Here is a 26999-nt window from a genome sequence, read left to right as displayed (position 1 = left end):
GTGGCGCTTCCGCGGGGAGGTGTCCGATGAAGGTCGGGGCCGCCGCGTGGCGGCTGGGGCTGTTCGCCGTCGTGATGATCGTCGTGCTGGGGCTGGTGTTCACCGCGATCAAGCGGCCGGTGGCCGGGCCGACCGAGGCGCACGACGCGCTGTTCACCGACGCCAACGGGCTGAAGGTCGGCGACGACGTGCGGATGAACGGCGTGCAGATCGGCAAAGTCGACGGCATCGAACTCGACGGGACGCGGGCGCGGGTTCGCCTGTCGCTGAAGACCGATGCCCCGGTCTACGACAACTCGAAGCTGGCGATCCGCTACCAGAACCTCACCGGCCAGCGCTACATCGACCTGCAACAGCAACCGCAGCCGGGCGCGCGGCTGGCCGCCGGGGTCACCATCGGCACCGACCGCACCGTGCCGTCGTTCGATGTGACCAGCGTGTTCAACGGCCTGAAACCGGTGCTGGCCACCATCTCCCCCGAGGAGATCAACCAGTTCAGCGCCAGCATGGTCGCTTTGATCGAGGGCGACGGCGGCGGGGTCGGCCCGGCCTTCGACGCGATCGCCAAACTCGCCTCGCACGTCAAGGACCGCCAGGCCGTCATCGATACGGTCATCCACAATCTGGCCGACCTCAACGACACCACCGGCGGCAACATCCACTACCTGGTGCCGCTGCTGTCCCGGCTCGCCGACATCTTCCAAGGGCTGCAATCGAATATGGCCGGGCTGGCGCAGTTCGCGATGGCCGCGCCCTCGGTGCTGGGCCCGCTGGACAACCTGTTCGACGCCCTCGGCCTGCGGACCCCCGACGACGTCGACGCGCTGATCCGCCAGATCTTCCCCGATCCGCAACAGGCCGTCGAGGTGTTCGACAAGCTACCCGGCCTGCTCGCCGGACTGGACGCGGCCGTGCCGAAGTCCGGCGCGGGCTGGAAACCGCAGTGCAGCAAGGGAAACGCGGAGGTGCCGCAGGTGCTGGGCGTGCTCGTCGCGGGACAGCGGGTGGCGATATGCAACGGATGAGGCTGTTCGCCGAGCGCCGCGTGGTCGGCGACGCCGACAAGCGCCGTCGCGAGGTGCGGCTCGGCGTCATCGGCGCGGTGCTGGTGACGCTGTGCGTGGTCGTGGCGGGCGCGCTGTACGTGGTGCCGTTCGGGAAGAGGACCTATGTCGCCGAACTGGCCGAGGCGCAGTCGGTCAAGGCGGGCGACGACATCCGCGTCGCCGGAATCCCCGTCGGCACCGTGAAATCGCTGGAGCTGCGACCGGATCGGGTGCTCATGCGGTTCACCGTCGACCGCAAGGTGTTCGTCGGCGACCAGTCCACCCTCGACGTGCGGATGCTCACCATCATCGGCGGCAACTACGTCGCGCTGTTCCCCTCGGGCCGCAACGCCCTGGGCGACAAGCACATTCCGATGGATCGGGTGCGGCTGCCCTACAGCCTGGTGCAGACCTTCCAGGACGCGGCCGAACCGCTGCGCAAGATCGACGGCGACACCCTGCGCCGCAATCTGGCCGCGCTCGGCACCACCGCCGAACAGGCCCCCGACGCGCTGCGCACCACCCTGGACACCCTGAACACCTATGTGGACCTGCTGAATCGGCAGCGCACCGACGTGTCCAAGGCGATCGCCGCCGCCAGCGAGTACGTGACCATGTACGACGGCGCGAAGGGTTCGCTGCACCGGCTGATCGATGTCACGAACCTGATGGAGACCCTGGTCCTGGACAAACGCGCGGAACTGCGTGAGGGTCTGCGCCTGCTCAACGCGACCATCGGACGGCTGGCGGTGCTCGCCCCGGCCTGGGACGCGACGGTGAAGCCGAAGCTGCAACAGCTGCTCGACGCCGCGCCGCGCCTGGAACAGCTCGGCAAGGATCTGGACCCGGTCGTCGCCTCGGTGCAGGACCTGCAACAGCAGCTGTCGCGGCTGGACATCCCCGACAACGGGATCACCGTCGACCAGTCCGGGCAGACCGTGACCGCGCCCGTCTGCGTGCCGGTGCCGGGGAAGGACTGCTGATGCTGCACAAGGTTCTCGCCTCGCGCGGGTTCATGTCGGTGGCGGGCACGGTGGTCGCGATCGCCGTCGTGGTGGTCGGCTACCTGATCGCCTTCCAGCCGATGAAGAAGACCCAGAGCTACTGCGCGATCATGCCCGACAGCCTCGGCCTCTACGTCGGCAACCAGGTCACCATGCGCGGCATCGTGGTCGGCAAGGTCACCTCCATCGCGCCGGAGGGCAAGGGCGTCAAGGTCGGCTTCGCCGTCGAGGCGGACAAACCGGTCTACGCCGACGCGGGCGCGACCACGCTCGCCGACAGCATCGTCGCCGCCCGGCAACTGGCCGTGGTGACCTCGGGCAAGAACACCGCGCACTGGAATCCCGGGCAGTGCATCACCAAGACGCTCACGCCCAAGAGCATCACCGAGACGCTGAACGCGGTGGCGCAGTTGGCCTCTCAGATCAACGGCGGCGACGGCACGACGCCCGACGCGCTCGCGCACGGCCTGGCCGAGCTGAATGTGGCGACCGCCGGGACGGGCCCGCAGATCAACGAGATCGTCACCAAGCTGAGCGCCGCGCTGGCCTCGCCGGACGCCGATATCGCCAATCTCACCGGGATCTTCGACGCGTTCGCGTCGGTGGGTAGCAAGGTCGAACAGTATTGGGGCGACCTGCAATCCATGCTGACCCGGCTCGCGCCCGTGCTGAACGCGGCGCGCACCGATCTGCTGGAGCCGGGCGCACAGGTGCTCGACGGGCTGGGGCAGTTGCTGCCGGTGCTCAACGACCTCACCACGATCTTCGGCGATCCGCTCATGCGGGGTCTGGACGCGACGGTGCCGCTGGTGAAATTCCTTCGCGCGCACGTCGGTTCGCTCGCGCAGGTGATCTCGATGACGCCGGTGCTGACCGACGCCTTCCGCGCGGTCGGGGAGCACGGCATCGGGTACGCGCCGCCGAAAGTGGCGCTGCCGCAGGACAACGCGGATCAGGTGTGCGCCGCGGTGAACGCGCTCGCGCCCGGCCGCTGCGCCGCCGACGGCGGTGCGGCGAAGGTCGACATGGCGGCGCTGGTATTCGGATTGGCAGGGGCGCGATGAGAAGACGACTGCTCACGGGCCTGACCCTCGTGTTGGTCGCGGTGCTGCCCGCCGCCGGGTGCGCCTTCGACCCGTCCTCGGTGCCGGTGCCCGGCACGACCGTGTCCGGCGATACCTACCGGGTGCGCATCGAATTCGCCAACGCCCTCAACCTGCCCGCGCGCGCCAAGATCATGGCCAACGGCGCGCAGGTCGGGACCGTCACCGGGGTCTCGCTGAGGGACGCCGCGACAGCCGGGGGGCGCGGCGGCTACGTGGTGGTCGACGCCGACATCTCCCGCTCCGTGCGACTGCCCACGACCACGCGCGCCGAACTGCGGCAGAACACCGTGCTCGGCGACATCCACGTCGCCCTGCTCACCCCGACCGACGGCTTCGGGCAGCTGCTCGCCGACGGCGGCACCATTCCGCTCGCGCAGACGAAACCGCCTGTGCAACTGGAGGATACGATGGCCGCCATCGCCACCTTCACCCAGGGCGGCGCGGTGCAGCAGTTGCAGGACACCATCGACCAGATCAACGACGTGCTGCCGCAACAGACCAGCGAGACCGCGCGCATCGGCAAGACCCTCGCCGCCGACGCCGTGGACCTGGCCGCGCACCTGGATGAGCTGGACTCGCTGCTCGACGGGGTGGACAACAATCCCAATGTGCTGCACGAGATCCGGCCGGAGCTGTTCGATCTGCTGCAACAGGTCTCGGTGGACCAGATGGACGGCATCGCCCCGTCCATAGTGGGCGTGACCAAGATCTTCGGCGTGCTCGGTCCGATCGGCACCTCGCTGACGTGGCTGGGACCGTTGTTGCGGAACGCCGACGGGGCGGTGAACGCCTTCCTGCCGCTGGTCGCCTCGGCGCGGCCGCTGGATCTGAGCCAGCCGTCGAATCTGCGAGCGGTCGTGGAGCTGGTGCGGGACAAGATCATTCCGCTGGCGCAGGCGCCGAAGATGAACATCACCGGGGTGCGCACCGACGCCGCGGCCGGGATGCCCGCGACCGAGCAGACCGACCGGATCATCCAGACCCTGCGCATGATCGGAGTCGTGCGATGAAACTCGGTTCGCTGGTCTCGCTCGGCGGCATCGCGGCCATCACCGTGCTCGGCGCGAGCTATCTGACCTTCGGGGTGGTCAAGGTCGATCCCTTCGCGGACTACGACCACGCCACCATGGTGCTCACGAATTCCGGTGGGCTGGCGGAGAATTCGCCCGTGCTGCTCACCGGGGTCGAGGTGGGCCGGGTGAGTTCGGTGCGCAATACCGGCGGCGGGGTCGAGGTGGGGCTGCGGCTGGCCGCCGATCGGCACGTGCCCACCGACAGCACGGTCGTCATCGAACATCTGTCCGCGCTCGGCGAACCCTATGTCGAGTTCCGGCCGAATTCCGTTGGCGGGCCGTACATTCGGGACGGGCAGCGGGTCCAGACCGCGAATGTGCGGATGCCGCTGTCGATTCCGGATGTGGCGCGGCTGGCGACGACGACGCTGAACCAGCTCGATCCGCAGGTGGTCGGCTCGCTGGTGAACACGCTGGAGAGGGCGCTGGCCGACACCGACGGGTCGATTCCGAACCTGGCCCGCGCGGGCGATCTGCTCGCGGCCTCGATCATGAGCCGCTCCCCGCAGATCGCCGGACTGCTGAACAGCTTCCAGGCCACCGCCACCGATATGGACTGGGCGGGCCCGGCCACCCTCGCCGCCGCGCCGGAGTGGATCGAATTCACCCGGTCGCTGAACGCGCTGGTCGGGACCGTCGGTACCATGGTCGACCGGCAGCCCGTCGAGCGGTACACCACCGGCAACGGGCTGGTGCCGGTGCTGACCAAGGTGATCGAGACGCTGCGGCGACTCGAACCGGACCTGCAATCCCTGGCCCCCGCGCTGCGGCCACTGGTGGAGGCGACGACCGCCACCGCGCCGCGCATCGATATCTCGGACCTCATCTCCCAGGCCCTCGGCGACGTCGACGCGAACGGCGCGGTGCGGGTGCGGGTAGCCGTGAAATAGGAAGGAGCTCGCGATGTCGGACGACGTTGTGACCGGAACCGAACAGGCTCGCGGCCCGCGAACCGTCTCGCTGCGGCTGTCGACCGTGGCGGTATCCGTCGCCTTGGTGGCGTTGGTCGCCGCGACCGTCGTCTTCGCGTCGCTGTGGGTCTCCGCGCGCGGTGAGCTGAGCGACCGGGACGCCGCGCTCGCCAACGACAAGCACGCCGAACAGGTGGCGACCGACTACGCGCTGGGCGCGTCGAACATCAACTTCCAGGACGTCGACTCCTGGGTGGGCAAGCTCGAGGCGAACACCACCCCGCAGCTGGCCGCTAAATTCGACGCCACCGCGCCGAAGCTGCGCGACATCCTCGTCCCGCTGAAGTGGACCTCGAGCGGCACGCCGATCACCGCCAAGGTGATGAGCACCGACAACGGGGTCTACAAGGTCGATGTGTTCCTGAACGTCACCTCCACCAGCGCCCAGACCCCCGAGGGCGCGCAGACCACGGTCACCTACACGGTGAACGTGGACCCGAACAACGGCTGGAAGGTCGCCGACGTCGGCGGCATGGCGGGCGCGCTGCCCAAGCAGTAGGCGGTAATCTCGAATCCATGGTGATGCGGATCCGCTCGGCGGCGCTGTTGGTGTGCGCCTTCGTCGTCTCCGCGTGGGCGGCGGTCCTGCTGCCCGCGGCCACCTCCGATTCGCTGCTGGCGGTGGGCGCGGCGGCCGTGCTCGCATTGGCCGTGGTCGCCTCGGTATCGGCGCGAGTCCCGTTGCCCGCGTTGGGGTTCCACGTCGGGCCACCGAGTTCCGCGCAGCGTCGACGCCGTGGGTCGTTCCTGCGGCAGAGCAATCCGGACACACCCGGCCGGGCACGGCCGAGGGCGCCCGGTCGCGATCGTTTCTGATCCGCGACCCTGTTTCCCTTTTCACCGTGTGAGGTGGTTCGTCCGTGCTCGATTTCGTGTATTACCCCGTGTCCGCTGTGCTGTGGGTGTGGCATACGGCCTTCGCCGCTGTCTTCGGCGCGTCGGTCGGTTTGTCCTGGGCGTTGGCCATCGTATTTCTGGTCATCACCTTGCGGCTGTTGTTGTATCGGCCGTTCCTGGCTCAGGTTCGTTTCGCCCGCACGATGGCCGTGTTGCAGCCCAAGATTCGTGAGTTGCAGGCCCGGCACGCCGGTGATCGTGAGCGGTTGGCCCGGGAGATGCGGGAGTTGCAGCGGGAGCACAACTTCAGCGTTCTGAGCGGGCTGGTTCCGATCGCCTCCCAGCTGTTGATCTTCGTCGGTCTGCTGCATGTCCTGCGGTCGTTCGATCACGCCGGCCGCAACTACGTCTTCGGTGCCGATCAGGTCCAATCCTTCTTGCGGGCGGACGTTTTCGGCGCGCCGCTGTCGGCCACGGTCTTCGGTTCGGGCGGGCATCTCCTCCCGCTCCTGGCATTGGCCATACCGCTGGTTGTGATGTCCGCTGTCGCAACCCATTTCACGGCCCGGGCATCGATCGCGCGCCAGACGGAATCCACCACGCAGGTCCGTGTCATCAATTTCATGACCTTGTGGCTGTTGCCGATCGGCTCGTTGCTCGCCGCGCTGATCATGCCGGTCGGGATTTTGATCTACTTTTCGACCAACAGTGTGTGGACGTTCGTGCAGCAGCATTATGTGCATCGGAAGTTGGGGCCCGTGGAGGCTGTCGGATCGAATGCGGCCGGGGAGGTCTAGCCGCCGCTCGTGACGGCACTACGGACGTGATGCGGGGTTCCCGACCGGATTCGGGAACCCCGCACCTCACCTCTCAACCCACACCCGGGCGACCGGCTTCCCCGCCTCGCCCGGGACGCCGGGGTGGGTGACCACCACCGCCGCCACCGTCAGGATCTGGTCCAGATCGACTTCCGCCGCGGCCAGCCGGGCGATGATGCCCAGCCGTCGCTCCGGGCCGCCGGGGCGGATGTCGATCTCGCCGTGGGTGGTTCGGGCCACGAAGAGGTGGCGTTGTGCGTCGTAGCGGGTCGGGACGCCGTCGCGGATGGCCCGGTAGGCGTCGAGATCGAGATCTCGATGACGGTCCGGGTCGATCAGGAGGTCGGCGATGTGCCGGTCCGCCTGGTCGTCCAGCAGCGAGGCCGAGGCCGGCTGCAGGTAGCGTGCCCGCTCCGCTACCCGTCGGCGGTACTCCTCGACGGGCTTGCGCAGCAACTCCCGGTGTCGCTCGGCCTCTGCGGCGAGGCGAGCGGAACCGGCATCGGACGTCGACGAGTACGACTCGGACATGGATAACGCCTTTCCTCGGGTTGCGGATGACTTTGTGGTGCAACCTGTTCGGCGTCCGATGGAGAGAAGTATGCCGGAGGGGTCCGACAAGTTTCGTCGCGTGCGCGGGGTCAGAGTGGTTTGGGCGTCCCGTAGTCGAGGCGGGCGACGACCGCGGCGACGGCGGCCTGCTGGTCGTCGGTGAGGGGTCGGGGCTGGCCGACGGCCGCGGCGTCGAGGTAGATGCCGCATGCCCATTCCAGTAGCAGCGCGTGCTCGACGGCCTGGTCCAGGCTCTGCCCGGTCGCCACCGCGCCGTGGTTGGCGAGTAGCACCGCGTGCCGGTCGACGAGCGAATTGCGTACGGCGGCGGCCAGTTCCGGGGTTCCGAACGGGTGGAACGGCACCACCGGCGTCGCCCCGCCCAGCGGCAGCTGCTGATAGTGGATCACCGGCAGTTCGTCGCGCACCAGACCGAGCGCGATCGCGCGCGGCGCGTGGGTGTGCACCACCGCCCGCACCGGGAAGTCCCGATAGATCCCCAGATGCAACAGCAGCTCCGAGGTCGGCGCCAGCCCTCCGGCCACGACCGCCCCGTCCGGATCGACCACGGTCACCTCGTCGGCGGTGAGCCGTCCGAGCACCGTCCCGGTCGCGGTGATCGCGATCAGATCGTCCACGCGCACACTGACATTGCCCGCGGTCCCGATCAGCAACCCCGCCTCGGCCAGACGTCGGCAGGCCGCGGCCACCTCGGCGCGCTGGCTGGGCAGCAGTGTCGGCATGGCGCTCAGCCTATTCAACAGCCCGGCGTCACGAACGCGCGCAGATAGCCCCCGGACTGCCGCACGTACATCCACGCCCAATACCGCAGCCCGGATTCGGCGGGACTCGCGCGCATGGTGATCTCCCCGGAGAAGCACTTGCCCACGATGTAGCGGGCCCGGGACACGTGCGGGGTGTTCGTGACGACGATGATGTGCCGCCACCCGTGCCGCGCCGCCTGCCGCGCGATCTCCTGCGCCTCGCCCTGGGTGGTCCACGGGTCGGGCACGAAACACTGGACGTGGAACGGGTATTCGCCGTCGCAGTACTTGTCCATCACCGGATCGTCGGCCCCGGTCGACCGTGAGATGAGCAGATCCGGGGCGTACCCGCGGCGGGCCAGATCGAGCCCGATGTCGAAGCGCGCGTAGGCCGTTCCGCCCAGCACGACGATCGCGTCGGCCGGCCGCAACGGATCGATCTGCGGCCGCACGAACACCGGCAGCCCCGCGATGGCGACACCCGCGATCAGCACGACCGAGCCGACGAGCGCGACCACGGCTCGTCGGAGTGCACCCACACAGCGACGATACCGGTCCTGTGGGGGTGCCTCCGTGAGCTGCGGTTCACACCGCCCCTACCGCGGCGCCTCTGTAGGCACGGCCTGCGCGGTTCGGTGGGAGCTTCCGCCCCAGCCGACGTGGGATTCGGCGCGCATACGGTTCACCATGTGCGGGTAGTGCAGTTCGAAAGCCGGTCGCTCCGAGCGGATTCGGGGCAACTCGTGGAAGTTGTGGCGGGGCGGCGGGCTGGTGGTGGCCCATTCGAGGGAGTTGCCGTAACCCCAGGGGTCGTCGACGGCGACGACCTCGCCGTACCGGTAGCTCTTGAACACATTCCACACGAACGTGACCATCGACAGGCCGAGCACGAACGAGCCGACCGTGGAGATCTCGTTGAGCACGGTGAAGTTGTCGGTCGGCAGATAGTCCGCGTACCGGCGCGGGAAACCCTCCGCGCCCAGCCAGTGCTGCACGAGGAAGGTCAGGTGGAAGCCGAAGAACGTGGTCCAGAAATGCAATCTGCCGAGCCGCTCGTCTAGGAAGCGGCCGGTCATCTTGGGGAACCAGAAGTAGATTCCGCCGAAGGTGGCGAACACGATCGTGCCGAACAGCACGTAATGGAAATGCGCCACAACGAAATACGAGTCGGTCACGTGGAAGTCCAACGGCGGGCTCGCCAGAATGACCCCCGACAGCCCACCGAACAGGAACGTCACGATGAATCCGAGCGCCCACAGCATCGGCGTCTCGAACGTGAGCTGCCCCCGCCACATGGTCCCGATCCAGTTGAAGAACTTCACCCCCGTCGGCACCGCGATGAAGAACGTCATGATCGAGAAGAACGGCAGCAGTACCGCTCCCGTGGCATACATGTGATGCGCCCACACCGCCACCGACAGGGCCGCGATGCTCAGGGTCGCGTACACCAGCGCGGTGTACCCGAACACGGGTTTGCGGCTGAACACCGGAATGATCTCGGTGACGATCCCGAAGAACGGCAGCGCGACGATGTAGACCTCCGGATGCCCGAAGAACCAGAACAGATGCTGGTAGAGGATGGGCCCGCCGGTGGCCGGATCGTAGATGTGCCCGCCCAGATGCCGGTCCACCTCGAGGGCCATCAGCGCGGCGGTCAGAATCGGAAAGGCCAGCAGCACAAGCACGCTGGTGACCAGGACGTTCCAGGTGAAGATCGGCATCCGGAACATGGTCATCCCGGGCGCGCGCAGACACACCACGGTCGTGATCATGTTGACCCCGCCCAGGATCGTGCCGACACCCGACAGGGCCACGCCCATCACCCACAGGTCACCACCGACGCCGGGGGAGTGCTCGATCAGGCTGAGCGGGGTGTAGGCGGTCCAGCCGAAGTCGGCCGCGCCGCCCGGGGTGAGGAATCCGCCCGTGGCGATCAGCGCGCCGAACAGGTACATCCAGTAGCTCAGCGCGTTCAGCCGCGGGAACGCCACATCCGGCGCGCCGATCTGCAACGGCAGCACGCAGTTGGCGAAGCCGAACACGATCGGCGTCGCGTAGAACAGCAGCATGATCGTGCCGTGCATGGTGAACAGCTGGTTGTACTGCTCGGTGGAGAGGAATTGCAGATGCGGCCGGGCCAGCTCCGCGCGCATCAGCAACGCCATCAACCCGCCGACGAGGAAGAACGCCATCGCGGACACGATGTACATGACCCCGAGCAGTTTGGGGTCGGTGGTGGTCATGACGTCCCAGACGCGGGAGCCCTTCGGGCCCGAGCGGCGCGGATAGGGCCGGGCCGCGTCGATCCGGGGCGTGTCGCGGGACGGTGCTGTGGTCACAGTTCCTCCTCGAGCCCAACCGGTTTCGAGTGTGGCACCGGGGGAAGATCGTTTGCGCCGAATGCCGACCGATAATGTTCGCCAAAAGTTCGCCAAACCTCGTTAGTCGCCACGGGTACCGGGGTACCCGCGCCGAAACGACCCACACGACGAGGGGTGCTCATGACCGCAGCCTGGCCCAGCTCGTTCGGAACGTTCGATGACATCTTCAGCCGGTTCTTCGGCCCCGGCCTCACCGCTCAGCCACCCGTCCAACGCACCGACCTGGCCCGTCTCCTGAGCGATAATGCCAAGAATCTGCTCACCGAGGCGCGCGACGCGGCGCGGCAATGGGGAAATTCCGAGATCACCCCGGAACATCTCCTCTACGCCGCCGCGCGAGTGCAGCCGTCCCGCACCGTGATCGGCGAACTCGGCCTCGACCCGGACAAGATTGCCAACCAGATGCGGGAGGCCATGAACCGGAACGGGTCGAGCGAGGCCGGACAAGACGACGGGGTGGTGGGGTTCGGCCCGGCGGCCCGGCTCACCCTGCGGGCGGCCCAGCGCAGCGCGGCCGAGGCGGGCGCCAGTTACATCGGGCCCGAACACATTCTGCTCGGCATCGCCTCGAACTCCGATTCGCCTGCGGCGCAGGCACTTTCGGGTGCCAAGCTGCCCAGCGGCGAGGGGCCGCGCAAGCAGAGCGACACCCCCACGCTCGACGAGTACGGTCGCGATCTGACCGCCGAGGCCCGCGCGGGCGAGGTCGATCCGGTGGTCGGGCGCGCGGAGGAGATCCAGCAGACCGTCGAGATCCTGTCGCGGCGGCGCAAGAACAATCCGGTGCTGATCGGCGATCCGGGCGTGGGCAAGACCGCGATCGTGGAGGGGCTGGCCCAGCGCATCGTCAACGACGAGGTGCCCAGCACCCTCGCCGGGCGGCGGGTGGTCGCCCTCGACGTCGGCTCGCTGGTGGCGGGCAGCAAGTATCGCGGCGAATTCGAGGAACGGCTCACCAAGGTCCTCGACGAGGTGCGCGCGCATTCCGACGAGCTGATCCTGTTCATCGACGAACTGCACACGATCGTCGGCGCGGGATCGGGCGGCGAGGGCTCGATGGACGCGGGCAATCTGCTCAAACCCGCCCTGGCCCGCGGCGAACTGCACGCCATCGGCGCGACGACCATCGACGAGTACCGCCGCCACATCGAGAAGGACGCCGCGCTGGAACGCCGCTTCCAACCCGTGCTGGTGTCGGAACCCTCGGTGACCGACACCATCGAGATCCTGCGCGGCCTGGTCGACACCTACGAGGAACACCATCGGGTGCACTACGCCGACGAGGCGCTGGTGGCCGCCGCGGAGATGTCGGATCGATACATCACCGACCGCTTCATGCCGGACAAGGCCATCGACCTGATCGACCAGGCGGGCGCGCGGGTCCGGTTGCGCGCGCACATGCCCGGCCCGCAGCTGCGCGAGGCCAAGGAGGAGCTGGCCCGGCTGGAACGGGAGAAGGACGCCGCGGTCGCGGCCGAGGACTACGCCCGCGCCGACGAGCTCAAGGCACAGTTGGGTGCGGCTCAGGAACGGGTCGAGCACGTGGCGAACGACGACTCGCCCACGGTCCGCGTCGACGACATCGCCGAGATCGTCTCCCGCCGGACCGGCATCCCGGTCGCGGAGCTGACGGTCGAGGAGAAGCAGCGCCTGCTACGGCTCGAGGAGGTGCTGCACAAGCGGGTCGTCGGGCAGGACGAGGCCATCGTCGCGGTGGCCGAGGCGGTGCGGCGGGCGCGCGCGGGGATGAAGGATCCGAACCGGCCCATCGGGTCGTTCCTGTTCCTCGGGCCGACCGGCGTCGGCAAGACCGAGCTGGCGAAGGCGTTGGCGGAGGCCGTCTTCGGCGACGAGAACCGGATGATCCGCTTCGATATGAGCGAGTTCCAGGAGAAGCACACCGTCTCCCGGCTGGTCGGCGCACCGCCCGGATACATCGGTTACGACGACGCGGCCCAGCTCACCGATCGCGTTCGGCGGCAACCGTATTCGGTGATCCTGTTCGACGAGGTCGAGAAGGCGCATCCGGACGTGTTCAACGTGCTGTTGCAGCTGCTCGACGACGGCCGGGTCACCGACGCCAAGGGGCGCACGGTGGATTTCAAGAACACCATCGTCATCATGACCAGCAATATCGGCTCCGACCTCATCCTGCGCGCCCCGGCCGGGGACGTGGACGCGCTCACCCCGGAGCTGACCGAACGGCTGCGGCAGCACTTCCGGCCCGAATTCCTCAACCGGATCGACGAGACCATCGTGTTCCAGCGGCTCGACAAGACCCAGCTGCGCCGGATCGTGGATCTGGTGCTCGACGGGCCGCGCCGCCGGTTGCGCGCCCAGGACATCGACCTCGACGTCACCGACGCCGCACGAGATCGCTTGGCGGAGAACGGGTATCAGCCCGAGTTCGGGGCGCGGCCGTTGCGCCGGACCGTGCAGCGGGAGCTGGAGAACCGGATCTCCACCCTCGTGCTGGGCGGGGAACTGAATCCCGGGGACACCGTGCGGGTCGACGCCGACGACGCCGGATTGGAGGTCGCGGCGGTGAGCCGGGACGGAAAGGCGGCTTCGCTCGCGGGAAACTGAAACTCGTTCTACAGTGTCGGCCAGGAGGTGGATCATCGTGGATCTCGTGGCCGTGGAGCGGATTCGCGCGCTCAAGTACCGGTACCTGCGCGCGCTGGACCTCAAGCGCTGGGACGAGTTCGCCGACACGCTCGCCGAGGACGCGGTCGGGGAGTACGGCTCGCCCTCGGGCGGGCGGCCGCTGCGGTTCGCGAGCCGGCAGGAGATCGTGGACTTCATGCGGGACTCGCTGAGCGGCAATATCGTCACCGTGCACGTGTGCTCGCATCCGGACATCGAGGTGGACGGCGAAACCGCAACGGGCAGTTGGTGTCTGGAGGACACGGTCATCGTCCCCGAACACGGGGTGCTGATCCGCGGCGCCGCCTACTACCGCGACCGGTACCGGCTCGACGGCGGGCGGTGGCGAATCGCGCACACCGGATACGAGCGCATCTACGAGGCGATGCTGCCGCTGTCGTCGATGCCCGGGTTCACGCTCACCGCCAATCGATGGGCGCCGGATCAGGTGTCGTAGCCGCGCGGTATCGGGCGCCCTGGTCCGCCCGATCGGGAAACCCGATGTGGCCCAGTGCCTTCGGGAGCAGAGCAGCCTCGGCGGCCACGAGCCGAGCGCGCGGTGGCGTCGGCGGCCGCGAGCTGAGCGCGGTGGGCCAGGCGGCCGTGAGCTGAGCGCGCGGTGGCGTCGGCGGTCGTGAGCCGAGCGCGCGGTGGCCTCGGTGGCCGCGAGCCGAGCCCGCAGTGGCGCGAGCGGGGTCGCCGTCGGCAGGGCGGCCATACTTGCCCCGGCCGACGCCGAACCGAGGGGCCGCCGCCGAACCGAGGGGCCGCCGCCGAACCGAGGGGCCGCCGCCGAGCCGAGGGGCCGACGAGGCGGTCGGGTCAGGCGGTTCGGGCGCGGGCGTGGTCGCGGCGGATCGCGGAGGGGGTGGTGTGCCACCAGCGGCGGCAGCAGCGGGTGAGGGTGGATTGGTCGGCGAGGCCGATGAGGGAGGCGACCTGGCTCAGGGGGAGGTCGGTGGAGGTGAGGTAGCGGTGGGCCTCGGTGCGGCGGACCTCGTCGAGGATGGTGGCGAAGGAGGTGCCCGCGGTGGCGAGGCGGCGTTGCAGGGTGCGCGGGTGCATGGTGAGAAGGCTTGCGACGGCGGCGATTTCGGGGGTGGTGGTGCCCAGGAGTTGCCGGGCGGCGGCGCTGACCTGGGAGACCAGGGAGGCTCCGGCGTCGCCCGCCTGCTCGGCGAGGAAGGCCACCGCCAGGCGGCGCAGCTTCTCGTCGCCCGCGGCGAGGGTGTGCGAGGCGAGGCTGCGGGGGACGCGCAGCATGGCGCGCGGCCGCTCGAAACGGACCGGTGCGCCGAAGAACTGCTCGTACACCTCCACCGGGGCGGGCGGCCGATACGGCAGATCCACCGACCGCAGCGCGTAGGGACCCTCGACGAGCCGCTGGATCGCGCGGTGCAGGAACGCCAGTCCGAGGTCGGTGCCCTGCACGGGCGGGGGCGACGGCACCCCGTAGTGCAGGGCGATCAGGCCGCGGTCGCCGTACGGGTCGGGCTCGAGGCGCAGGCTCAGCGCGCGGGCGTGCACGAACAGGTAGCGGGAGGTGCACTCGAGCGCGTCGGCGAGGGTCGGGGAGGTGCGGATGGCCAGCGCCAGCGGGCCGAGCATCCCCAGATCCTGGCGGGCGGCGATGCGTAGGCCGAGATCGGGACAGTGCAGCCGCTCGGCGGCGATCTCCAGGACGGCCGCCACGTTGGTATCGGAAATCAGCAGGTCGTCGGCGTCGAGCGCGGCGACGGGCAGACCGGCGAGCACGGCGAATTCGTCCGCGTTCCCGCCCAATTCCGCGACCGTGGCGCGGAACCCGCGCAACCCGGCCGATCTGATCGCCGCCATGTCGTCCAGAATCAAATAGTTGTCGCGTAGAGTCAAGAAGTCATGGTCGTCGGTCAGGAAACTGGAAGTATGGAACATCTCGACGTGGTCATCGTCGGCGCGGGGCTGTCCGGCATCGGGGCCGCCTACCGGTTGCAGACCGAGCTCCCCGGTAAGAGCTACGCCATCCTCGAGGCCCGCGACGCCCTCGGCGGCACCTGGGATCTGTTCCGCTATCCGGGCATCCGATCGGATTCGGACATGTTCACCCTCGGCTATCCGTTCCGGCCCTGGCGCGACGCCAAATCCATCGCCGACGGCCCGTCGATCCTGCGCTACATCCGGGAGACCGCGAGCGACAACGGTATCCAGCAGCGAATCCGGTTGCGCACCAAGGTGATCGGGGCCGAGTGGTCCACTGGCGACGCCCGCTGGACGCTCACCGTCGAGCGCGACGGCGAAAGGAGTTCGCTCACTTGCGGATTCCTGTACTGCTGCTCGGGATACTACGACTACGATCAGGGGTATTCGCCGGAATTCCCTGGGGTGGAATCGTTCTCGGGCACCATGGTGCATCCGCAGTTCTGGCCGGAGGATCTCGACTACCGGGGCAAGCGGGTCGTGGTGATCGGCAGCGGCGCGACCGCGGTGACGCTGGTGCCGTCCATGGCCGACGAGGCCGAGCTGGTGACCATGTTGCAGCGCAGTCCCACCTGGATCTCGGCGGTGCCCGGGCGCGACAAGTACGCCGACCGGATTCGCGAGCTGCTGCCGCCCGCGCTGGCGCATCGGGTGATCCGGACCAAGAACATCCTGTTCAATGTGGGCTTCTACCAGTACTGCCGCCGTCGCCCGGAGGCCGCGCGCAAGCTGCTGACCGGGCTGACCACCCGCATCCTCAAGGACGAGGCGCTGGTCGCCGAGCACTTCACGCCCAGCTACAACCCGTGGGATCAGCGGCTGTGCGCCGCGCCGGACGCCGACTTCTTCAAGGCCATGCGCAAGGGCAAGGCCGAGGTGGTCACCGATCGCATCGATACCTTCGTGCCCGAGGGCATCAAGCTGGCGTCGGGGAAGGTGCTGCCCGCCGATATCGTCGTCTCCGCCACGGGGCTGAAACTGCTTGCGTTCGGCGGTATTTCGCTGGTCGTGGACGGCGAGCCGGTGAAACTGTCCGAGCGGTTCGTCTGGCAGGGCACGATGATGACCGGGGTGCCGAACTTCGCGGTGTGCATCGGATACACCAACGCGTCCTGGACGTTGCGGGCCGATCTCACCTCGCGGCTGGTGTGCCGGGTGCTGGCGTTCATGGACCGGCGCGGCTATCGCGGCGTGGTCCCCGAGCCCGAGGGCGATCTGGCCGAGCATCCGCTGCTGGACCTCGCCTCCGGCTACATCCAGCGCTCGATCGCCGACTTCCCGCGCCAGGGCGACCGGCATCCGTGGAAGGTGCGGCAGAACTACCTGCTCGACTCCGCCACGACCATGCGCACCAATCTCGATCGGACGCTGAAGCCGGTGGATCGGGCACCGGCGTTGCAACGAGCTTGAGTGTGGTGGGGGTGAATTCCCGCGGGCCTCGATGATCGCTGACGGTGAGTTCGGGACGCGGCCCGGCCTGATGCCGGAGGTGTGCTGGGGGCGTTGGTGGGTACGCGGCCGGTGTGGACCATTCACGGGCACCGATGGTGGAAGCACTGGCCGACTATCAGCGTCTGGGGCGGTACGGGTTCACCCCGCCCGGGCATCGGCAGGGGCGCGGCGCGGATCCGCGCGTGCGCGAGATACTCGGCGGCGCGCTGCAAGTCGATGTGCTGGCGGGGCCCGGTGTGGACGACCGGCTTTCGCGCGGCGGGTATCTCGGTGACGCCGAGGAGTTGATGGCCGACGCCGTGGGCGCGGAGATGGCGTTCTTCTCCACGTGTGGCAGTTCGTTGTCGGTCAAGGCGGCGATGATGGCGATCGCGGGTGGGGACGGCGGCCTGATCCTCGGGCGCGACAGCCACAAGTCCGTGACGGCCGGACTGATCTTCTCCGGTGTGCAGCCGCACTGGATCACGCCGCGCTGGGACGAGGATCGGCACTTCTCCCATCCGCCCTCGCCGGAGCAGGTGCGCGCGGCGTGGGAACGGCATCCCGAGGCCGCGGGTGCGCTGATCGTCAGCCCGAGCCCGTACGGCACCTGCGCCGATATCGCGGCGATCGCCGAAATCTGCCATGAGCGTGGCAAACCGCTCATCATCGACGAGGCGTGGGGCGCGCATCTGCCGTTCCACGACGACCTGCCGACCTGGGCCATGAACGCGGGCGCGGATATCTGCGTGGTGAGCGTGCACAAGATGGGTGGGGGTTTCGAGCAGGGTTCGGTCTTCCACGCCCAGGGCGATCTGGTCGACTTCGGTCGGTTGAAGTTGTGCGCGGATCTGCTCATGACGACGAGCCCGAATGTGTTGCTGTACGCGGCGATCGACGGGTGGCGGCGGCAGATGGTCGAGCACGGGAACGAATTGCTCGGCGCCGCACTGGAAACCGCGCGACGGGCGCGCGAGGAGCTGGCGCGGATTCCCGGCATCGAGGTGATGGAGGAGCAGCTGCTGGGCGTGGAGGCGTCGCACGATCTCGATCGGATGCAGGTGCTCATGGACGTATCCGCCACGGGCGCTTCGGGTTACGAGGTGGCGGACTGGATGCGCGAGAACCGCCGCATCGACCTCGGGCACAGCGATCATCGGCGGGTGCTGGCGACGTTGTCGATGGCCGACGACAAGACGACCGTCGACGCCCTGGTGGACGCGTTGACCGCGTGGCGCGTCCAATTGTCCGATCCCGCACCGCATCCCATCGATCTGCCCGCGCCGCGCGATCTCCAGTTGGAGACGGTCATGCTGCCGCGCGACGCGTTCTTCGGGCCGACCGAGGCGGTGCCGATCGAGCAGGCGGCCGGGCGGATCGCGGCCGAACAGGTGACGCCGTATCCGCCGGGGATTCCGGTGATCGTGCCCGGCGAGCTGATCGATCGGGCCGTCGTCGACTATCTGCGCAGCGGAATCGAATACGGCCTGAACGTCCCGGATCCGCAGGATCCCGAATTGAAGACGCTGCGGGTCGTGGCCCGATGAGTGAGCTCCCCGTTGTCGAGACGCTGGACGAACTCACCGACCTGATCACCCACAATCCCCTCTACCTCCGCTACTCCCACGGCCCCGAGGCCGACGCCGAGGCCGGCCCCAGCCGCGACTACGAGGCCGAGGTCACCCTCCCCGGCCTCTCGGTCACCACCCTCGTCCCCGAACCCTGGTGGCCCCGCCCCGCTCGCGAATGGGTGGCCCGCCGCCTCTGCAAATACTCCGAACTCGGCGCCGAGCGAGGCCGATTCGCCTGGCTCCTCACCGGCCACGAGGTGGGCCGCGGCCCCGACCACGAACCCGTCGTCACCGCCATCACCCCCGTCGCCCGCATCTCCGACACCGTCATCGACGAGGCCCAGAAGCTCTACCACGACCGCTTCCAGGTAGGCCGCGACTCCCGCTCCTGACCCAGGCCCACGAACCCAGCCGCACCCTTTATTCGGATCCGCACACGTTGTATAGCCCTGTAAGGGGTGCGGATTCGAATAAAGGGTGCGGCTGGGGTGGTTTACCTGGGGAATGTGATGGCCGATTGCCGCCAGTGTGGGGAGGTGGGGTGGGGGAGATTGGTGGGGTACGGGAATCGGAAAGGAGTTGTCATGGGTGTGTTCACCACGGTGGAGAGCCCGGTGGGGGAGTTGGTGTTGGTGGGGGAGAAGGTTGGGGGGTCGGTGGTTTTGACTCGGGTTTCGATGGGTGGGGGGAGCGGGGGCGGGGTTGAGTGGGGGGAGGGGTTCGCGGAGATCGTGGAGCAGTTGCGGGGGTATTTCGCGGGGGAGGTTCGGCGGTTCGATGTCGAGGTTCGGGGGGTGGGGAGTGAGTTTCAGCGGCGTGTGTGGGGGGCGTTGGATGAGATTCCGTATGGGAGCACGGTGAGTTATGGGGAGATCGCGGCTCGGGTGGGGGCGCCGCGGGCGGCGGTGCGGGCCGTGGGGGCGGCCATCGGGGCCAATCCGTTGTTGATCGTGCGGCCTTGCCATCGGGTGATCGGGGCCAATGGGTCGCTGACGGGATACGCGGGCGGGATCGAGCGGAAGCGGCGGTTGTTGGAGCTCGAGGGTGTGGGGTGAGTGGAATGCGGTCGAGGAAGGAGATGGGCGTGGGGCGGTTGGGAGTGGTTGAGGGAGGGGTGCGGTGAGTGGGGAGGCGGGGAAGCGGTCGGTGGCGGATGTTGTCGCGGAGCAGGATTGGGGGCGGTTGGGGCGGGAGTTGGATGAGTTCGGGTATGCGTTGACCGGGCCGTTGTTGTCGGGGGAGCGGTGTCGGGAGGTGGCGGAGATGTATGGGGACGATCGGCGGTTTCGGAGTACCGTCGATATGGCTCGGCATCGGTTCGGGGCGGGGGAGTATCGGTACTTCACGCACGAGTTGCCGGAGGTGGTACGGGAGTTGCGGGGGGCGTTCTATCCGGAATTGCTTGGGGTGGCGCGGGATTGGGCGGGGCGGTTGGGGCGGGCGGGGTCGTGGCCGGAGGGGTTGGCGGAGTGGGTGGCCCGGTGTCATGCGGCGGGGCAGACGAAATCGGCTCAGATACTGTTGCGGTACGGGCCGGGGGACTGGAACGCGCTGCATCGGGATCTGTTCGGGGAGATGGTGTTTCCGTTGCAGGTGGTCATCGGGCTGGACACCCCGGGAGTGGATTACACCGGCGGGGAGTTCCTCATGGTCGAGCAGCGGCCGCGGGCGCAGTCGCGGGGAGCCGCGGTGACGCTGCCGCGGGGACACGGGTTGATCTTCACCACTCGCGAACGGCCCGTGCGGAGTTCACGCGGCTGGTCGGCCGCGCCGATGCGCCACGGGGTGAGCGTCGTGCGTTCCGGGCGGCGGCACACCCTCGGCCTCGTCTTTCACGAGGCGTGATGTACACATTGCTGGGCGCAAACGGCCGGCCCTACCGCAGTGCCGAAAACCCACGCGCACAACCCGATTCAATCGAACCGGGACCTCGCTCGCGGGCGGCGGCCGAGCGGTGTCGGGTGGGGTGCGAAGCGGCGGTGGGTGTAGCGGAGGGCGGCCAGGAGGAGGAGGGCTACTGCGGCGGCGGCGTAGTCGGCGGTGGCGGCGCCGAAGATGGCCAGGGCGCCGAAGATCGGGGGTTCGAGGAGGGCGCACCAGCCGAGGATGCGGAGGCGGGTGGAATGGGCGTTCAGCCAGGTGAGGCCGTCGTCGATGATGTCCTCGGCGATGTCGTACTCCACCAGGCCGTCGCTCACCTGGACGAAGCGGTGGATCGCCTCGTCGCGGGTGATTCGGCCGAGCCAGGCGGCATCGATGAGACGTTTGGCCTCGGTCGCGACTGCCGTGATGACCGCGTCCATGCTGCGGAGCCCTTTCCCGTCGGGTGCCGCAGAGTCTAGGGGGCATGGTTCGGCGGATGTGGCGGCATCCCCTCGAAAGCGTTGGCGCAGGGCCGATATCAGGTGGACACGCCGTCGACACGCCGGGCGGCGAAGGCGCTCACGCCGCGGCGGCGACCAGCTCGCCGTGCTCGACGATCAGCCAGCGGCCGCAGACGCAGCGCAGATAGCGCACCGAACCGTGGGTCGAGATCGCGGTGGGGGCGGGCCAGGAGCAGGAAGGGCAGGTGGCGGACATGCCTCCACCCTGCTGTAATAGGTCAATGCATTTCAACCCTTACGGTGGGTCGGCGGCGGAACTGGCCGCGCTGCTGGTGAACGCCGAGCCGGGTGCGGATCTGATCCGGGTGCTCGACGAGTTCGGGTACGCGCCCATCACGGGGCTCGACGCCGCGCAGGACGCCCGCCTGCGGGAGTGGATCCGCCGTCTGGACGAGGTCTTCGCCGAGCCGACGGTCGCGCGGCTCAACGGCCTGCTGGCCGAAACCACCACGCGCCCATACATTTCCACGCACGACGGCCGCGCGCCGCACCTGCACTACGCGTGGGAGGGTGACCCGATGGACGAGCGGGTGAAGGCCTACACCGCGGCGGGGTTGGCGACCCTGTTCTGCGAGGCGCCGGGGCGGATCGGCCGCTGTTCGCGCGCGGGCTGCCGGATGGTGTTCATCGATACCTCGCGCAACGGCCGCCGACGCTTCTGCTCCACGCGGTGCTCGACCCGCGTACATGTCGCAGAGCATCGGCGGCGCGCGGTGTGACGCGCTCACCGGATCGTCCCCGCCTCGGCCCGGGCACGGCGCGAACGCGAACGCCGTTGTCCGCGCACCGATCGACGCGGGCCGCCCCGCGTCGATCATGTGCTACAGCATAGTCCACGAACGCGACTGTTCGCGAGTCGGGATTCTCATCCTCCCGCGCGCACGACTTCGAAACTCGCGCAGGCGAACTCACCGTTCCGTTCCAGGGCGGTGAGCTTCAATTCGGCATGTCGGGGCAGCAGCGGCGCACCCGCGCCCAGCGTCACGGGGGCGATGCTCACCATGACCTCGTCGAGCAGGTCGTGTTCGAGGAACTGCCCGGCCAGATCGCCGCCGCCGACCACCCAGATGTCGCGTCCGCCCGCGGCTTCGGCGAGTCGCCGGTGCAGGGCGGGGATCGCCTCGCTGGTGAAGTGGACCTCGCCGTCGGTGTGCGCGGCGAATTCGCGGTGGGTGACCACCCAAGCGGGTACGGTGTACGGCCAGGGTTCGGCGGACTGGTGGTCGAGCACCCACTGATAGGTGTTGGCGCCCATGACGATCGCGCCGACCCCGGTGATGAACTTCTCGTAGCCCATCGGCCCGGCCGGGTCGTTGTCGCGGGTCAGCAGCCAGTCCAGCGAGTGGTCCGGGGTGGCGATGAACCCGTCGAGGGTGGTCGCCGTGTAGTAGATGGTGCGGGTCATGCGTTGCCTCTCCGTCGTAGCCACATGATGGGATCGCCGTATTCGTCCGCGGCGGCGGGGTTTTCGGCGCGCAGCCATTGCCACGCGAGTTGGCGGCGATGCGCCGAGTAGGTGAGGACGTGCGCCAGCACGCTGCCCAGGACGAAGCTCTCGGGCGGTTCGCACAGGGCGTCGATCAGGGTGTCGTTCCAGCCGCCGCGGCGGTCGATCGCGCGCACCGCGTCCAGCCAGCGCGGCGCCACCTCGTCGAGTCGCCGTGCGAGGGTGGCCGTATCGTCGGGGCCGTGCGGGGGTTGGTCGGCGCCCTCGATGGAGGCCAGCCACACCTCCTTGGCCCAGATCAGATGGTCCAGTACGGTCGCGAGGGAATCGTCGGGCCCGTCCCAGGCCAGCGCCGTGCCGTTTCCGCGCTTGCGCCGATAGGCCGTGTCGTCCAGACCCTTCGCCAGGTCCAGCAGCGCGCGGGTGTCGTCCAGGTCGTGATGCACCAGCAGTGTCGTCGGATCCATATCGGACCGTCCCTTCGGCTCGCTCTCCACCCACAGCGACATCGGCGGATGGAAGTGGATTCCGTTGACCGCGGGCAGCCAGCGCGTCGCCGGTCGGCGCGGGGTGGCGCTGGGCGCGTGCCCGAACGCCCTGCTGTACGCCCGGCTGAAGCCCTCGACCGAGTCGTAGCCCGCCGCCCACGCCACCTCGGTGACGGCCGCTCCCGTACTCAACTGCCACGCGGCCCGTTCCAACAACACCCGCCGCCGCATGGCCACGGGCGCCTCCCCGGTCCCCTTGGACACCTGGCGGGCGAAATGGAAGGGCGAGGCGTACACGCCCGAGGCCATGTCGGTGAGTGTCGTGTTCCGCTCGTCCAGGACCGCGTCGAGCAGTTCGCGCAGCCGATCTCGTCCGTTGGTCACGCTACGAGTCTGGTCCCCGACCGCCCCGGCCCGCTTGACCGTTCTTGCGCAAGGCGTGGCGGGTCCGCGGGAGCGCCCGGACCGACGTACCGGTTAGGTTTGGAAACCCTTGGCGTGCAATGCATTACCTAAATATGGGCAGGCTGGCATTGCTGGCGGACCGGCCGCGGAATCGATAGTTTGGGCGCATGCGGACAGAGCAGGAGACGGTGGTCGCCGCGGCGCACGGCGAGCCGCACGGCGGTGGGCTCGGGGCGCGGCTGAATTGGCTGCGGGCCGGGGTGCTGGGGGCCGACGACGGCATCGTGTCGGTGGCGGGCATCGTAGTCGGGATGGCCGCGGCGACGACGAATTCGGCGGCGATCGTGGCCGCGGGCGTGGCGGGACTGGCGGCCGGGGCGGTGTCGATGGCGTTGGGGGAGTACGTGTCGGTGAGCACGCAGCGCGACAGCGAGCGGGCCGTGCTGGCGGTCGAGCGGCGCGAGCTGGCCGAGATGCCGGAACAGGAACTGGCCGAGCTGGCGGCGATCTATCAGGGCAAGGGCCTCTCACCCGCGACGGCGTGGCGGGTGGCCGAGGAACTCACCGAGAACGACGCGTTCACCGCGCACGCCGAGGCCGAATTGGGGATCGATCCCACGGCCCTGACCAATCCGTGGCACGCCGCGCTGTCGTCGGCGCTGTCGTTCACCCTCGGGGCGCTGCTGCCGCTGCTGGCGATCCTGAGCCCCGCGGCGATCCGGGTGCCGGCGACGGTCGGCGCGGTGCTGCTGGCCCTGGGACTGACCGGCGCGCTCGGCGCCCGCCTGGGTGGGGCGCCGGTGGGGCGCGCGACGATTCGGGTCCTGCTCGGCGGGGCGCTGGCGATGGCCACGACCTACGCGGTCGGGCATCTGGTCGGAATCACGATCTGAGACGAACACCGGCCCCGGGTCGTCGGCGACGAGCCCGGGGTCGAAATCAGTGGTTCCCGAGCCGGATTCGCTCGAGGGCGGTGCGCAGCTTGGCCTGACGTTCGGGGTCGTCGATGCGGAGCCGGATGTGCACGTTGGAGGTGGGTGCGTCCACGGTGACCGGCCCGGATTTCCGGGTGGTCGCGCGAGCCGCGTGGGGTACTGCAGTCATGCCTCCCAGTGTGCCCTTACGGCAATCTTCTGGCAATGTGTTCTGCCACTCCATGTCGGGTCGAGACCATATCGAAATGCTCGGAGGTGCACGAACTTCCGATCGAGCGCTCGCCGCACCGGGGAGTACCCCCGCGACGACCAGCTAACACCGATGTGATCCGCCCCCGTCCGCGCCGGTCCGGGAAACCCCCTCGAGCACAGGCAAATGCGTCCGCGACGTGCCGAAATGCCTTGGCGAGCGGGCCGCCGCCGCGGGGCGGGCGGCCCGTCGGCGTCGAAAACGCCCGTCGCCCGCGGCATGTCGCGTTCCCGGGGTCGGCGGGCCACTGGACGGACGACCGGTGCGCCGCGAAAGCCCCTACGACCGGCCGTCCGTCCATCGAGAAGTGCGCTGGGGCAGGCGGAGTCGGCCCCGGCGCACCGGTACGCCGGTCAGCGCTCGGCGCTCACCAGGCCGCGGCGGGCGGCCTCACGGGCCAGCGCCCGGTCGCGTTGTTCCTCGAACCGGGCGCAGTCCTCGCGCAGGCGTTCGAGGAATGCGGCGAGGCGCTCGCGGGCCTGTTCGCCGCGCGGCCCGAAGTCGTTGCGCTCGAAGACGTTCCACTTGCGCAGGACCGGCAGGACGACCTCGTCGAGGTGCTGGCGCAGATCGTAGATGCCGTGTTTGGCCATCAACACGCCGTTGCGCCGCCAGTCGGGCATTCCGGCGCCGGGCATCTGGAAGTGGCACACGATGTCGGTGATCGCCGTGACGGCCTGATCCGGCACGAGATCCAGGGCCGCGGCGCACATGTCGCGGTAGAAGATCATGTGCAGGTTCTCGTCGGCGGCGATGCGTTGCAACATGCGGTCGGCCACGGGATCGTCGCAGACGCGGCCGGTGTTGCGGTGACTGACCCGGGTCGCGAGTTCCTGGAAGGTCACGTACGCGACCGAGTGCAGGAATCCGGTGTCGGCCAGATGTTCGCCGCCGCCGGCCTCGCGCACCAGCCGCATGGGGTCGTAGCCGTTGGTCATGTGGATCATGCGGGCCCGTTCGAGGGCGACCGGGTCGACGCCGCGGGTGACGACGAGATAGTCCCGCATGACGATGCCGTGCCGGTTCTCCTCGGCGGTCCAGCGGCCCACCCAGGTGCCCCACGCGCCGTCCTGGGAGAAGTTCTCGGCGATCTCCCGGTGGTAGGAGGGCAGGTTGTCCTCGGTCAGCAGATTGGTGATCATGGCCGCGCGGGCGAGTTCGCTCAATCGGGATTGCGCGGGGTCCCAGTCGATCCCGCCCAGGGCGGCGAAGTCGCGCCCCTGGGACCAGGGGACGTAGTCGTGCGGGTGCCACTCCTTGGCCATCGACAGGTGCCGATCGACATTGCGGGCGGCGACGGGTTCCAGCTCGAGCAGCAGTTCGAGCTGCGTGAGGTTCCTGGCCACGATGATGCCTTTCCTCGATACGGATCGCGGGTGAGACGTTGCGGGAAGAAACCGGTACAGTGCATTAGCGACCGGATTGCTGTGTAACACGTGGTTTGGCCGGTCAGGTACGCCTCGATAATGTAGTCCCGCCTCGGCCGGGCACTCGAGGCAGGCGGTAAACGCCTGCCGGACAAGGTGTTCCCGTCGCCGTGGATGTCGCTTTCGCTTGGATTCGCCGCAGTATTGCCCTACCCCGCAGTGTTGCCACCGAAAGAGAGCCGAGAATGACGATTTCCAGCCGTAGGCGCTACCCCGACGTCGTCGTGACCAGCCTGGCGGCGACCACCTCGATCGCCGGGGACGTCGACTCCACCTGGAAGGGACTGCTCAACGGCGAGAGCGGTATCGACGTCCTCGAGGACGCCTTCGTCGAGCAGTTCGAACTGCCCGTGCGCATCGGCGGGCATCTGAAGGTCAAGCCCGACACCAACCTCACCCGCGAGGAGACGCGCCGGCTGTCCTACGTCGAGCAGATGGCGTTGGTGCTCGGCCGCGAGGTGTGGCGCAACGCCGGGAATCCGGAGGTCGACACCGAACGCCTCGGCGTCTCGATCGGCACGGGCCTGGGCGGCGCGGAGATCTACATCGACGCCACCAACAAGATGCAGAACGGCGGCTACAAGCATGTGCCGCCGCTGGCCGTGCCGATGATCATGCCCAACGGCTCGGCCGCCGTGGTCGGTCTGGAACTGGGCGCGAAAGCCGGTATCGCGACGCCGGTTTCGGCCTGCTCGTCGGGTTCGGAGGCGATCGCCAACGCGTGGAAGATGATCGTGATGGGCGACGCCGACATGGTCGTGACCGGCGGGGTGGAGGGTTCCATCCAGGCGCTGCCGATCGCCGCGTTCTCCATGATGCGCGCGATGAGCACCCGCAACGACGATCCCAAGCGCGCCTCGCGCCCGTTCGATCTCGACCGCGACGGCTTCGTGTTCGGCGAGGCCGGGGCGATGATGGTGATCGAGACCGAGGAGCACGCGCGGGCCCGCGGCGCCACCATCCACGCCCGGCTGCTGGGCGCGGGCGTGACCTCCGACGGCTTCCATCTGGTCGCCCCGGATCCCGAGGGCAAGGGCGCGGCGCGGGCGATCACCCGCGCGATCGAGACCGCGGGTATCGCCAAAACCGATGTGGCACATGTGAACGCGCACGCCACGGCCACCCCGATCGGCGACACCTCCGAGGCGCTGGCCATCGCCGGCGCGATCGGTTCGCACGCGTCGGTGTACGCGCCGAAATCCGCGCTCGGCCATTCCATCGGCGCGGTCGGCGCGCTCGAATCGGTGTTGACGGTACTCAGCATTCGCGATGCGATCGTGCCGCCGACTTTGAATTTGGACAATCAGGATCCGACCGTCGAACTGGACATCGTCAAAGGCCAAGCGCGCCCCGGCCGGATCGACTACGCCGTCAACAACTCGTTCGGATTCGGGGGCCACAATGTCTCGCTGACATTCGGGCGATATTGAGCAAACCCCGCCGAAGCGCTGCTACTGTTCGGGCTTCGGTGTCGATCCGTATCGGTGTCATGGCACGGCCGAAAGCG

The 26999-nt window shown here is 68.7% G+C and carries 29 protein-coding genes; 18 read left to right on the top strand and 11 right to left on the bottom strand.

Annotated elements, in window-relative coordinates; genetic code table 11:
- Positions 1-26: 26 nt before the first annotated feature.
- The 8 genes from ACFYTQ_RS27190 to yidC are packed head-to-tail and all read left to right on the top strand — an operon-like array spanning position 27 to position 6834.
- A complete protein-coding gene (locus tag ACFYTQ_RS27190) occupies positions 27-1025 on the top strand; it encodes an MlaD family protein (RefSeq protein ID WP_387366823.1) in 999 nt (332 codons plus the stop codon).
- Positions 1013-2029 carry an MlaD family protein gene (locus ACFYTQ_RS27185; RefSeq protein ID WP_387366820.1) on the top strand — a complete coding sequence of 339 codons (1017 nt, stop codon included), beginning with the start codon at positions 1013-1015 and terminating at the stop codon, positions 2027-2029. The genes ACFYTQ_RS27190 and ACFYTQ_RS27185 overlap by 13 nt, the downstream gene beginning before the upstream one ends.
- Entirely contained in the window at positions 2029-3114 is a 1086-nt protein-coding gene (locus ACFYTQ_RS27180; protein ID WP_387366818.1) for an MlaD family protein, read from the top strand. The genes ACFYTQ_RS27185 and ACFYTQ_RS27180 overlap by 1 nt, the downstream gene beginning before the upstream one ends.
- Positions 3111-4166, top strand: coding sequence for an MlaD family protein (locus tag ACFYTQ_RS27175; protein ID WP_387366815.1), 1056 nt, complete (start codon positions 3111-3113; stop codon positions 4164-4166). The genes ACFYTQ_RS27180 and ACFYTQ_RS27175 overlap by 4 nt, the downstream gene beginning before the upstream one ends.
- Complete coding sequence (locus ACFYTQ_RS27170) at positions 4163-5119, top strand: MlaD family protein (protein WP_387366812.1); 957 nt, start codon at positions 4163-4165, stop codon at positions 5117-5119. The genes ACFYTQ_RS27175 and ACFYTQ_RS27170 overlap by 4 nt, the downstream gene beginning before the upstream one ends.
- A gap of 13 nt (positions 5120-5132) precedes the next feature.
- Positions 5133-5699, top strand: coding sequence for a hypothetical protein (locus tag ACFYTQ_RS27165; RefSeq protein WP_387366809.1), 567 nt, complete (start codon positions 5133-5135; stop codon positions 5697-5699).
- 17 nt (positions 5700-5716) lie between these two features.
- Positions 5717-6016, top strand: a complete 300-nt coding sequence (locus ACFYTQ_RS27160; protein WP_387366806.1) for a DUF6412 domain-containing protein — start codon at positions 5717-5719, stop codon at positions 6014-6016.
- Between the two features lie 44 nt (positions 6017-6060).
- Positions 6061-6834: a membrane protein insertase YidC gene (yidC, locus tag ACFYTQ_RS27155; RefSeq protein WP_387366803.1), complete on the top strand. Its 774-nt coding sequence runs from the start codon at positions 6061-6063 to the stop codon at positions 6832-6834.
- Positions 6835-6900: 66 nt separating this feature from the next.
- Here yidC and ACFYTQ_RS27150 read toward each other — a convergent pair whose 3' ends face one another.
- The 4 genes from ACFYTQ_RS27150 to ctaD all read right to left on the bottom strand — a co-directional run bounded on the left by ACFYTQ_RS27150 (position 6901) and on the right by ctaD (position 10510).
- Positions 6901-7386, bottom strand: a complete 486-nt coding sequence (locus ACFYTQ_RS27150) for a hypothetical protein (protein ID WP_387366800.1) — start codon at positions 7384-7386, stop codon at positions 6901-6903.
- A 110-nt stretch (positions 7387-7496) separates the two neighbouring features.
- On the bottom strand, positions 7497-8150 hold the full coding sequence (locus tag ACFYTQ_RS27145; protein WP_387366797.1) for a class II aldolase/adducin family protein: 654 nt from the start codon (positions 8148-8150) through the stop codon (positions 7497-7499).
- Between the two features lie 14 nt (positions 8151-8164).
- A complete protein-coding gene (locus tag ACFYTQ_RS27140; RefSeq protein WP_387366795.1) occupies positions 8165-8710 on the bottom strand; it encodes a YdcF family protein in 546 nt (181 codons plus the stop codon).
- A gap of 57 nt (positions 8711-8767) precedes the next feature.
- Positions 8768-10510: a cytochrome c oxidase subunit I gene (ctaD, locus tag ACFYTQ_RS27135; protein WP_387366792.1), complete on the bottom strand. Its 1743-nt coding sequence runs from the start codon at positions 10508-10510 to the stop codon at positions 8768-8770.
- 162 nt (positions 10511-10672) lie between these two features.
- Between ctaD and ACFYTQ_RS27130 the strand changes: the two genes are divergently transcribed.
- Both ACFYTQ_RS27130 and ACFYTQ_RS27125 read left to right on the top strand, forming a co-directional pair.
- Positions 10673-13138, top strand: coding sequence for an ATP-dependent Clp protease ATP-binding subunit (locus ACFYTQ_RS27130; protein ID WP_387366789.1), 2466 nt, complete (start codon positions 10673-10675; stop codon positions 13136-13138).
- Between the two features lie 37 nt (positions 13139-13175).
- Positions 13176-13655 (top strand): nuclear transport factor 2 family protein, encoded by a 480-nt coding sequence (locus tag ACFYTQ_RS27125; protein WP_387366786.1) that lies wholly within the window; start codon positions 13176-13178, stop codon positions 13653-13655.
- A 365-nt stretch (positions 13656-14020) separates the two neighbouring features.
- Here the strand turns inward: ACFYTQ_RS27125 and ACFYTQ_RS27120 are convergent, their stop codons facing one another.
- The gene (locus ACFYTQ_RS27120) at positions 14021-15070 is read right to left on the bottom strand and encodes an AraC family transcriptional regulator (protein ID WP_387366783.1); all 1050 of its coding nucleotides are present in this window, start codon (positions 15068-15070) and stop codon (positions 14021-14023) included.
- 33 nt (positions 15071-15103) lie between these two features.
- Here ACFYTQ_RS27120 and ACFYTQ_RS27115 point away from each other — a divergent pair, with 33 nt between their 5' ends.
- The 5 genes from ACFYTQ_RS27115 (at position 15104) to ACFYTQ_RS27095 (ending at position 20001) form a co-directional block, all read left to right on the top strand.
- A complete protein-coding gene (locus ACFYTQ_RS27115) occupies positions 15104-16564 on the top strand; it encodes a flavin-containing monooxygenase (protein ID WP_387366780.1) in 1461 nt (486 codons plus the stop codon).
- 113 nt (positions 16565-16677) lie between these two features.
- Positions 16678-18132 carry an aminotransferase class I/II-fold pyridoxal phosphate-dependent enzyme gene (locus tag ACFYTQ_RS27110; RefSeq protein ID WP_387366778.1) on the top strand — a complete coding sequence of 485 codons (1455 nt, stop codon included), beginning with the start codon at positions 16678-16680 and terminating at the stop codon, positions 18130-18132.
- Positions 18129-18548 (top strand): DUF6098 family protein, encoded by a 420-nt coding sequence (locus ACFYTQ_RS27105; RefSeq protein ID WP_387366775.1) that lies wholly within the window; start codon positions 18129-18131, stop codon positions 18546-18548. Before ACFYTQ_RS27110 ends, ACFYTQ_RS27105 begins: the two co-directional genes overlap by 4 nt.
- Positions 18549-18740: 192 nt before the next feature.
- The gene (locus tag ACFYTQ_RS27100; protein ID WP_387366772.1) at positions 18741-19211 is read left to right on the top strand and encodes a methylated-DNA--[protein]-cysteine S-methyltransferase; all 471 of its coding nucleotides are present in this window, start codon (positions 18741-18743) and stop codon (positions 19209-19211) included.
- Between the two features lie 64 nt (positions 19212-19275).
- On the top strand, positions 19276-20001 hold the full coding sequence (locus ACFYTQ_RS27095; protein WP_387366769.1) for a 2OG-Fe(II) oxygenase: 726 nt from the start codon (positions 19276-19278) through the stop codon (positions 19999-20001).
- A gap of 68 nt (positions 20002-20069) precedes the next feature.
- Here ACFYTQ_RS27095 and ACFYTQ_RS27090 read toward each other — a convergent pair whose 3' ends face one another.
- Both ACFYTQ_RS27090 and ACFYTQ_RS27085 read right to left on the bottom strand, forming a co-directional pair.
- Positions 20070-20459, bottom strand: a complete 390-nt coding sequence (locus tag ACFYTQ_RS27090; RefSeq protein ID WP_387366766.1) for a hypothetical protein — start codon at positions 20457-20459, stop codon at positions 20070-20072.
- Between the two features lie 139 nt (positions 20460-20598).
- Positions 20599-20736 carry a hypothetical protein gene (locus tag ACFYTQ_RS27085; protein WP_387366763.1) on the bottom strand — a complete coding sequence of 46 codons (138 nt, stop codon included), beginning with the start codon at positions 20734-20736 and terminating at the stop codon, positions 20599-20601.
- A gap of 25 nt (positions 20737-20761) precedes the next feature.
- On the opposite strand from ACFYTQ_RS27085, the gene ACFYTQ_RS27080 reads away from it, so the two are divergent.
- A complete protein-coding gene (locus ACFYTQ_RS27080; RefSeq protein WP_387366760.1) occupies positions 20762-21259 on the top strand; it encodes a CGNR zinc finger domain-containing protein in 498 nt (165 codons plus the stop codon).
- Between the two features lie 146 nt (positions 21260-21405).
- On the opposite strand, the gene ACFYTQ_RS27075 is transcribed toward ACFYTQ_RS27080, so the two are convergent.
- Together ACFYTQ_RS27075 and ACFYTQ_RS27070 are read right to left on the bottom strand one after the other, a co-directional pair.
- Positions 21406-21945 (bottom strand): dihydrofolate reductase family protein, encoded by a 540-nt coding sequence (locus ACFYTQ_RS27075; RefSeq protein WP_387366757.1) that lies wholly within the window; start codon positions 21943-21945, stop codon positions 21406-21408.
- Complete coding sequence (locus tag ACFYTQ_RS27070) at positions 21942-22859, bottom strand: helix-turn-helix domain-containing protein (RefSeq protein WP_387366754.1); 918 nt, start codon at positions 22857-22859, stop codon at positions 21942-21944. The genes ACFYTQ_RS27075 and ACFYTQ_RS27070 overlap by 4 nt, the downstream gene beginning before the upstream one ends.
- A 188-nt stretch (positions 22860-23047) precedes the next feature.
- Between ACFYTQ_RS27070 and ACFYTQ_RS27065 the strand changes: the two genes are divergently transcribed.
- A complete protein-coding gene (locus ACFYTQ_RS27065; RefSeq protein ID WP_387366751.1) occupies positions 23048-23773 on the top strand; it encodes a VIT family protein in 726 nt (241 codons plus the stop codon).
- Between the two features lie 46 nt (positions 23774-23819).
- On the opposite strand, the gene ACFYTQ_RS27060 is transcribed toward ACFYTQ_RS27065, so the two are convergent.
- Entirely contained in the window at positions 23820-23984 is a 165-nt protein-coding gene (locus ACFYTQ_RS27060; protein ID WP_387366748.1) for a hypothetical protein, read from the bottom strand.
- A 434-nt stretch (positions 23985-24418) separates the two neighbouring features.
- Positions 24419-25411 (bottom strand): acyl-ACP desaturase, encoded by a 993-nt coding sequence (locus ACFYTQ_RS27055; protein WP_387366745.1) that lies wholly within the window; start codon positions 25409-25411, stop codon positions 24419-24421.
- Between the two features lie 266 nt (positions 25412-25677).
- Here ACFYTQ_RS27055 and ACFYTQ_RS27050 point away from each other — a divergent pair, with 266 nt between their 5' ends.
- Entirely contained in the window at positions 25678-26922 is a 1245-nt protein-coding gene (locus ACFYTQ_RS27050; RefSeq protein ID WP_387366742.1) for a KasA/KasB family beta-ketoacyl-ACP synthase, read from the top strand.
- The last annotated feature ends 77 nt before the right edge of the window (positions 26923-26999 follow it).

Origin of the sequence: Nocardia sp. NPDC004068 (assembly GCF_042874315.1) — a bacterium.
Lineage (GTDB): Bacteria > Actinomycetota > Actinomycetes > Mycobacteriales > Mycobacteriaceae > Nocardia.
This window is presented reverse-complemented; position numbering and strand designations above follow the sequence as displayed.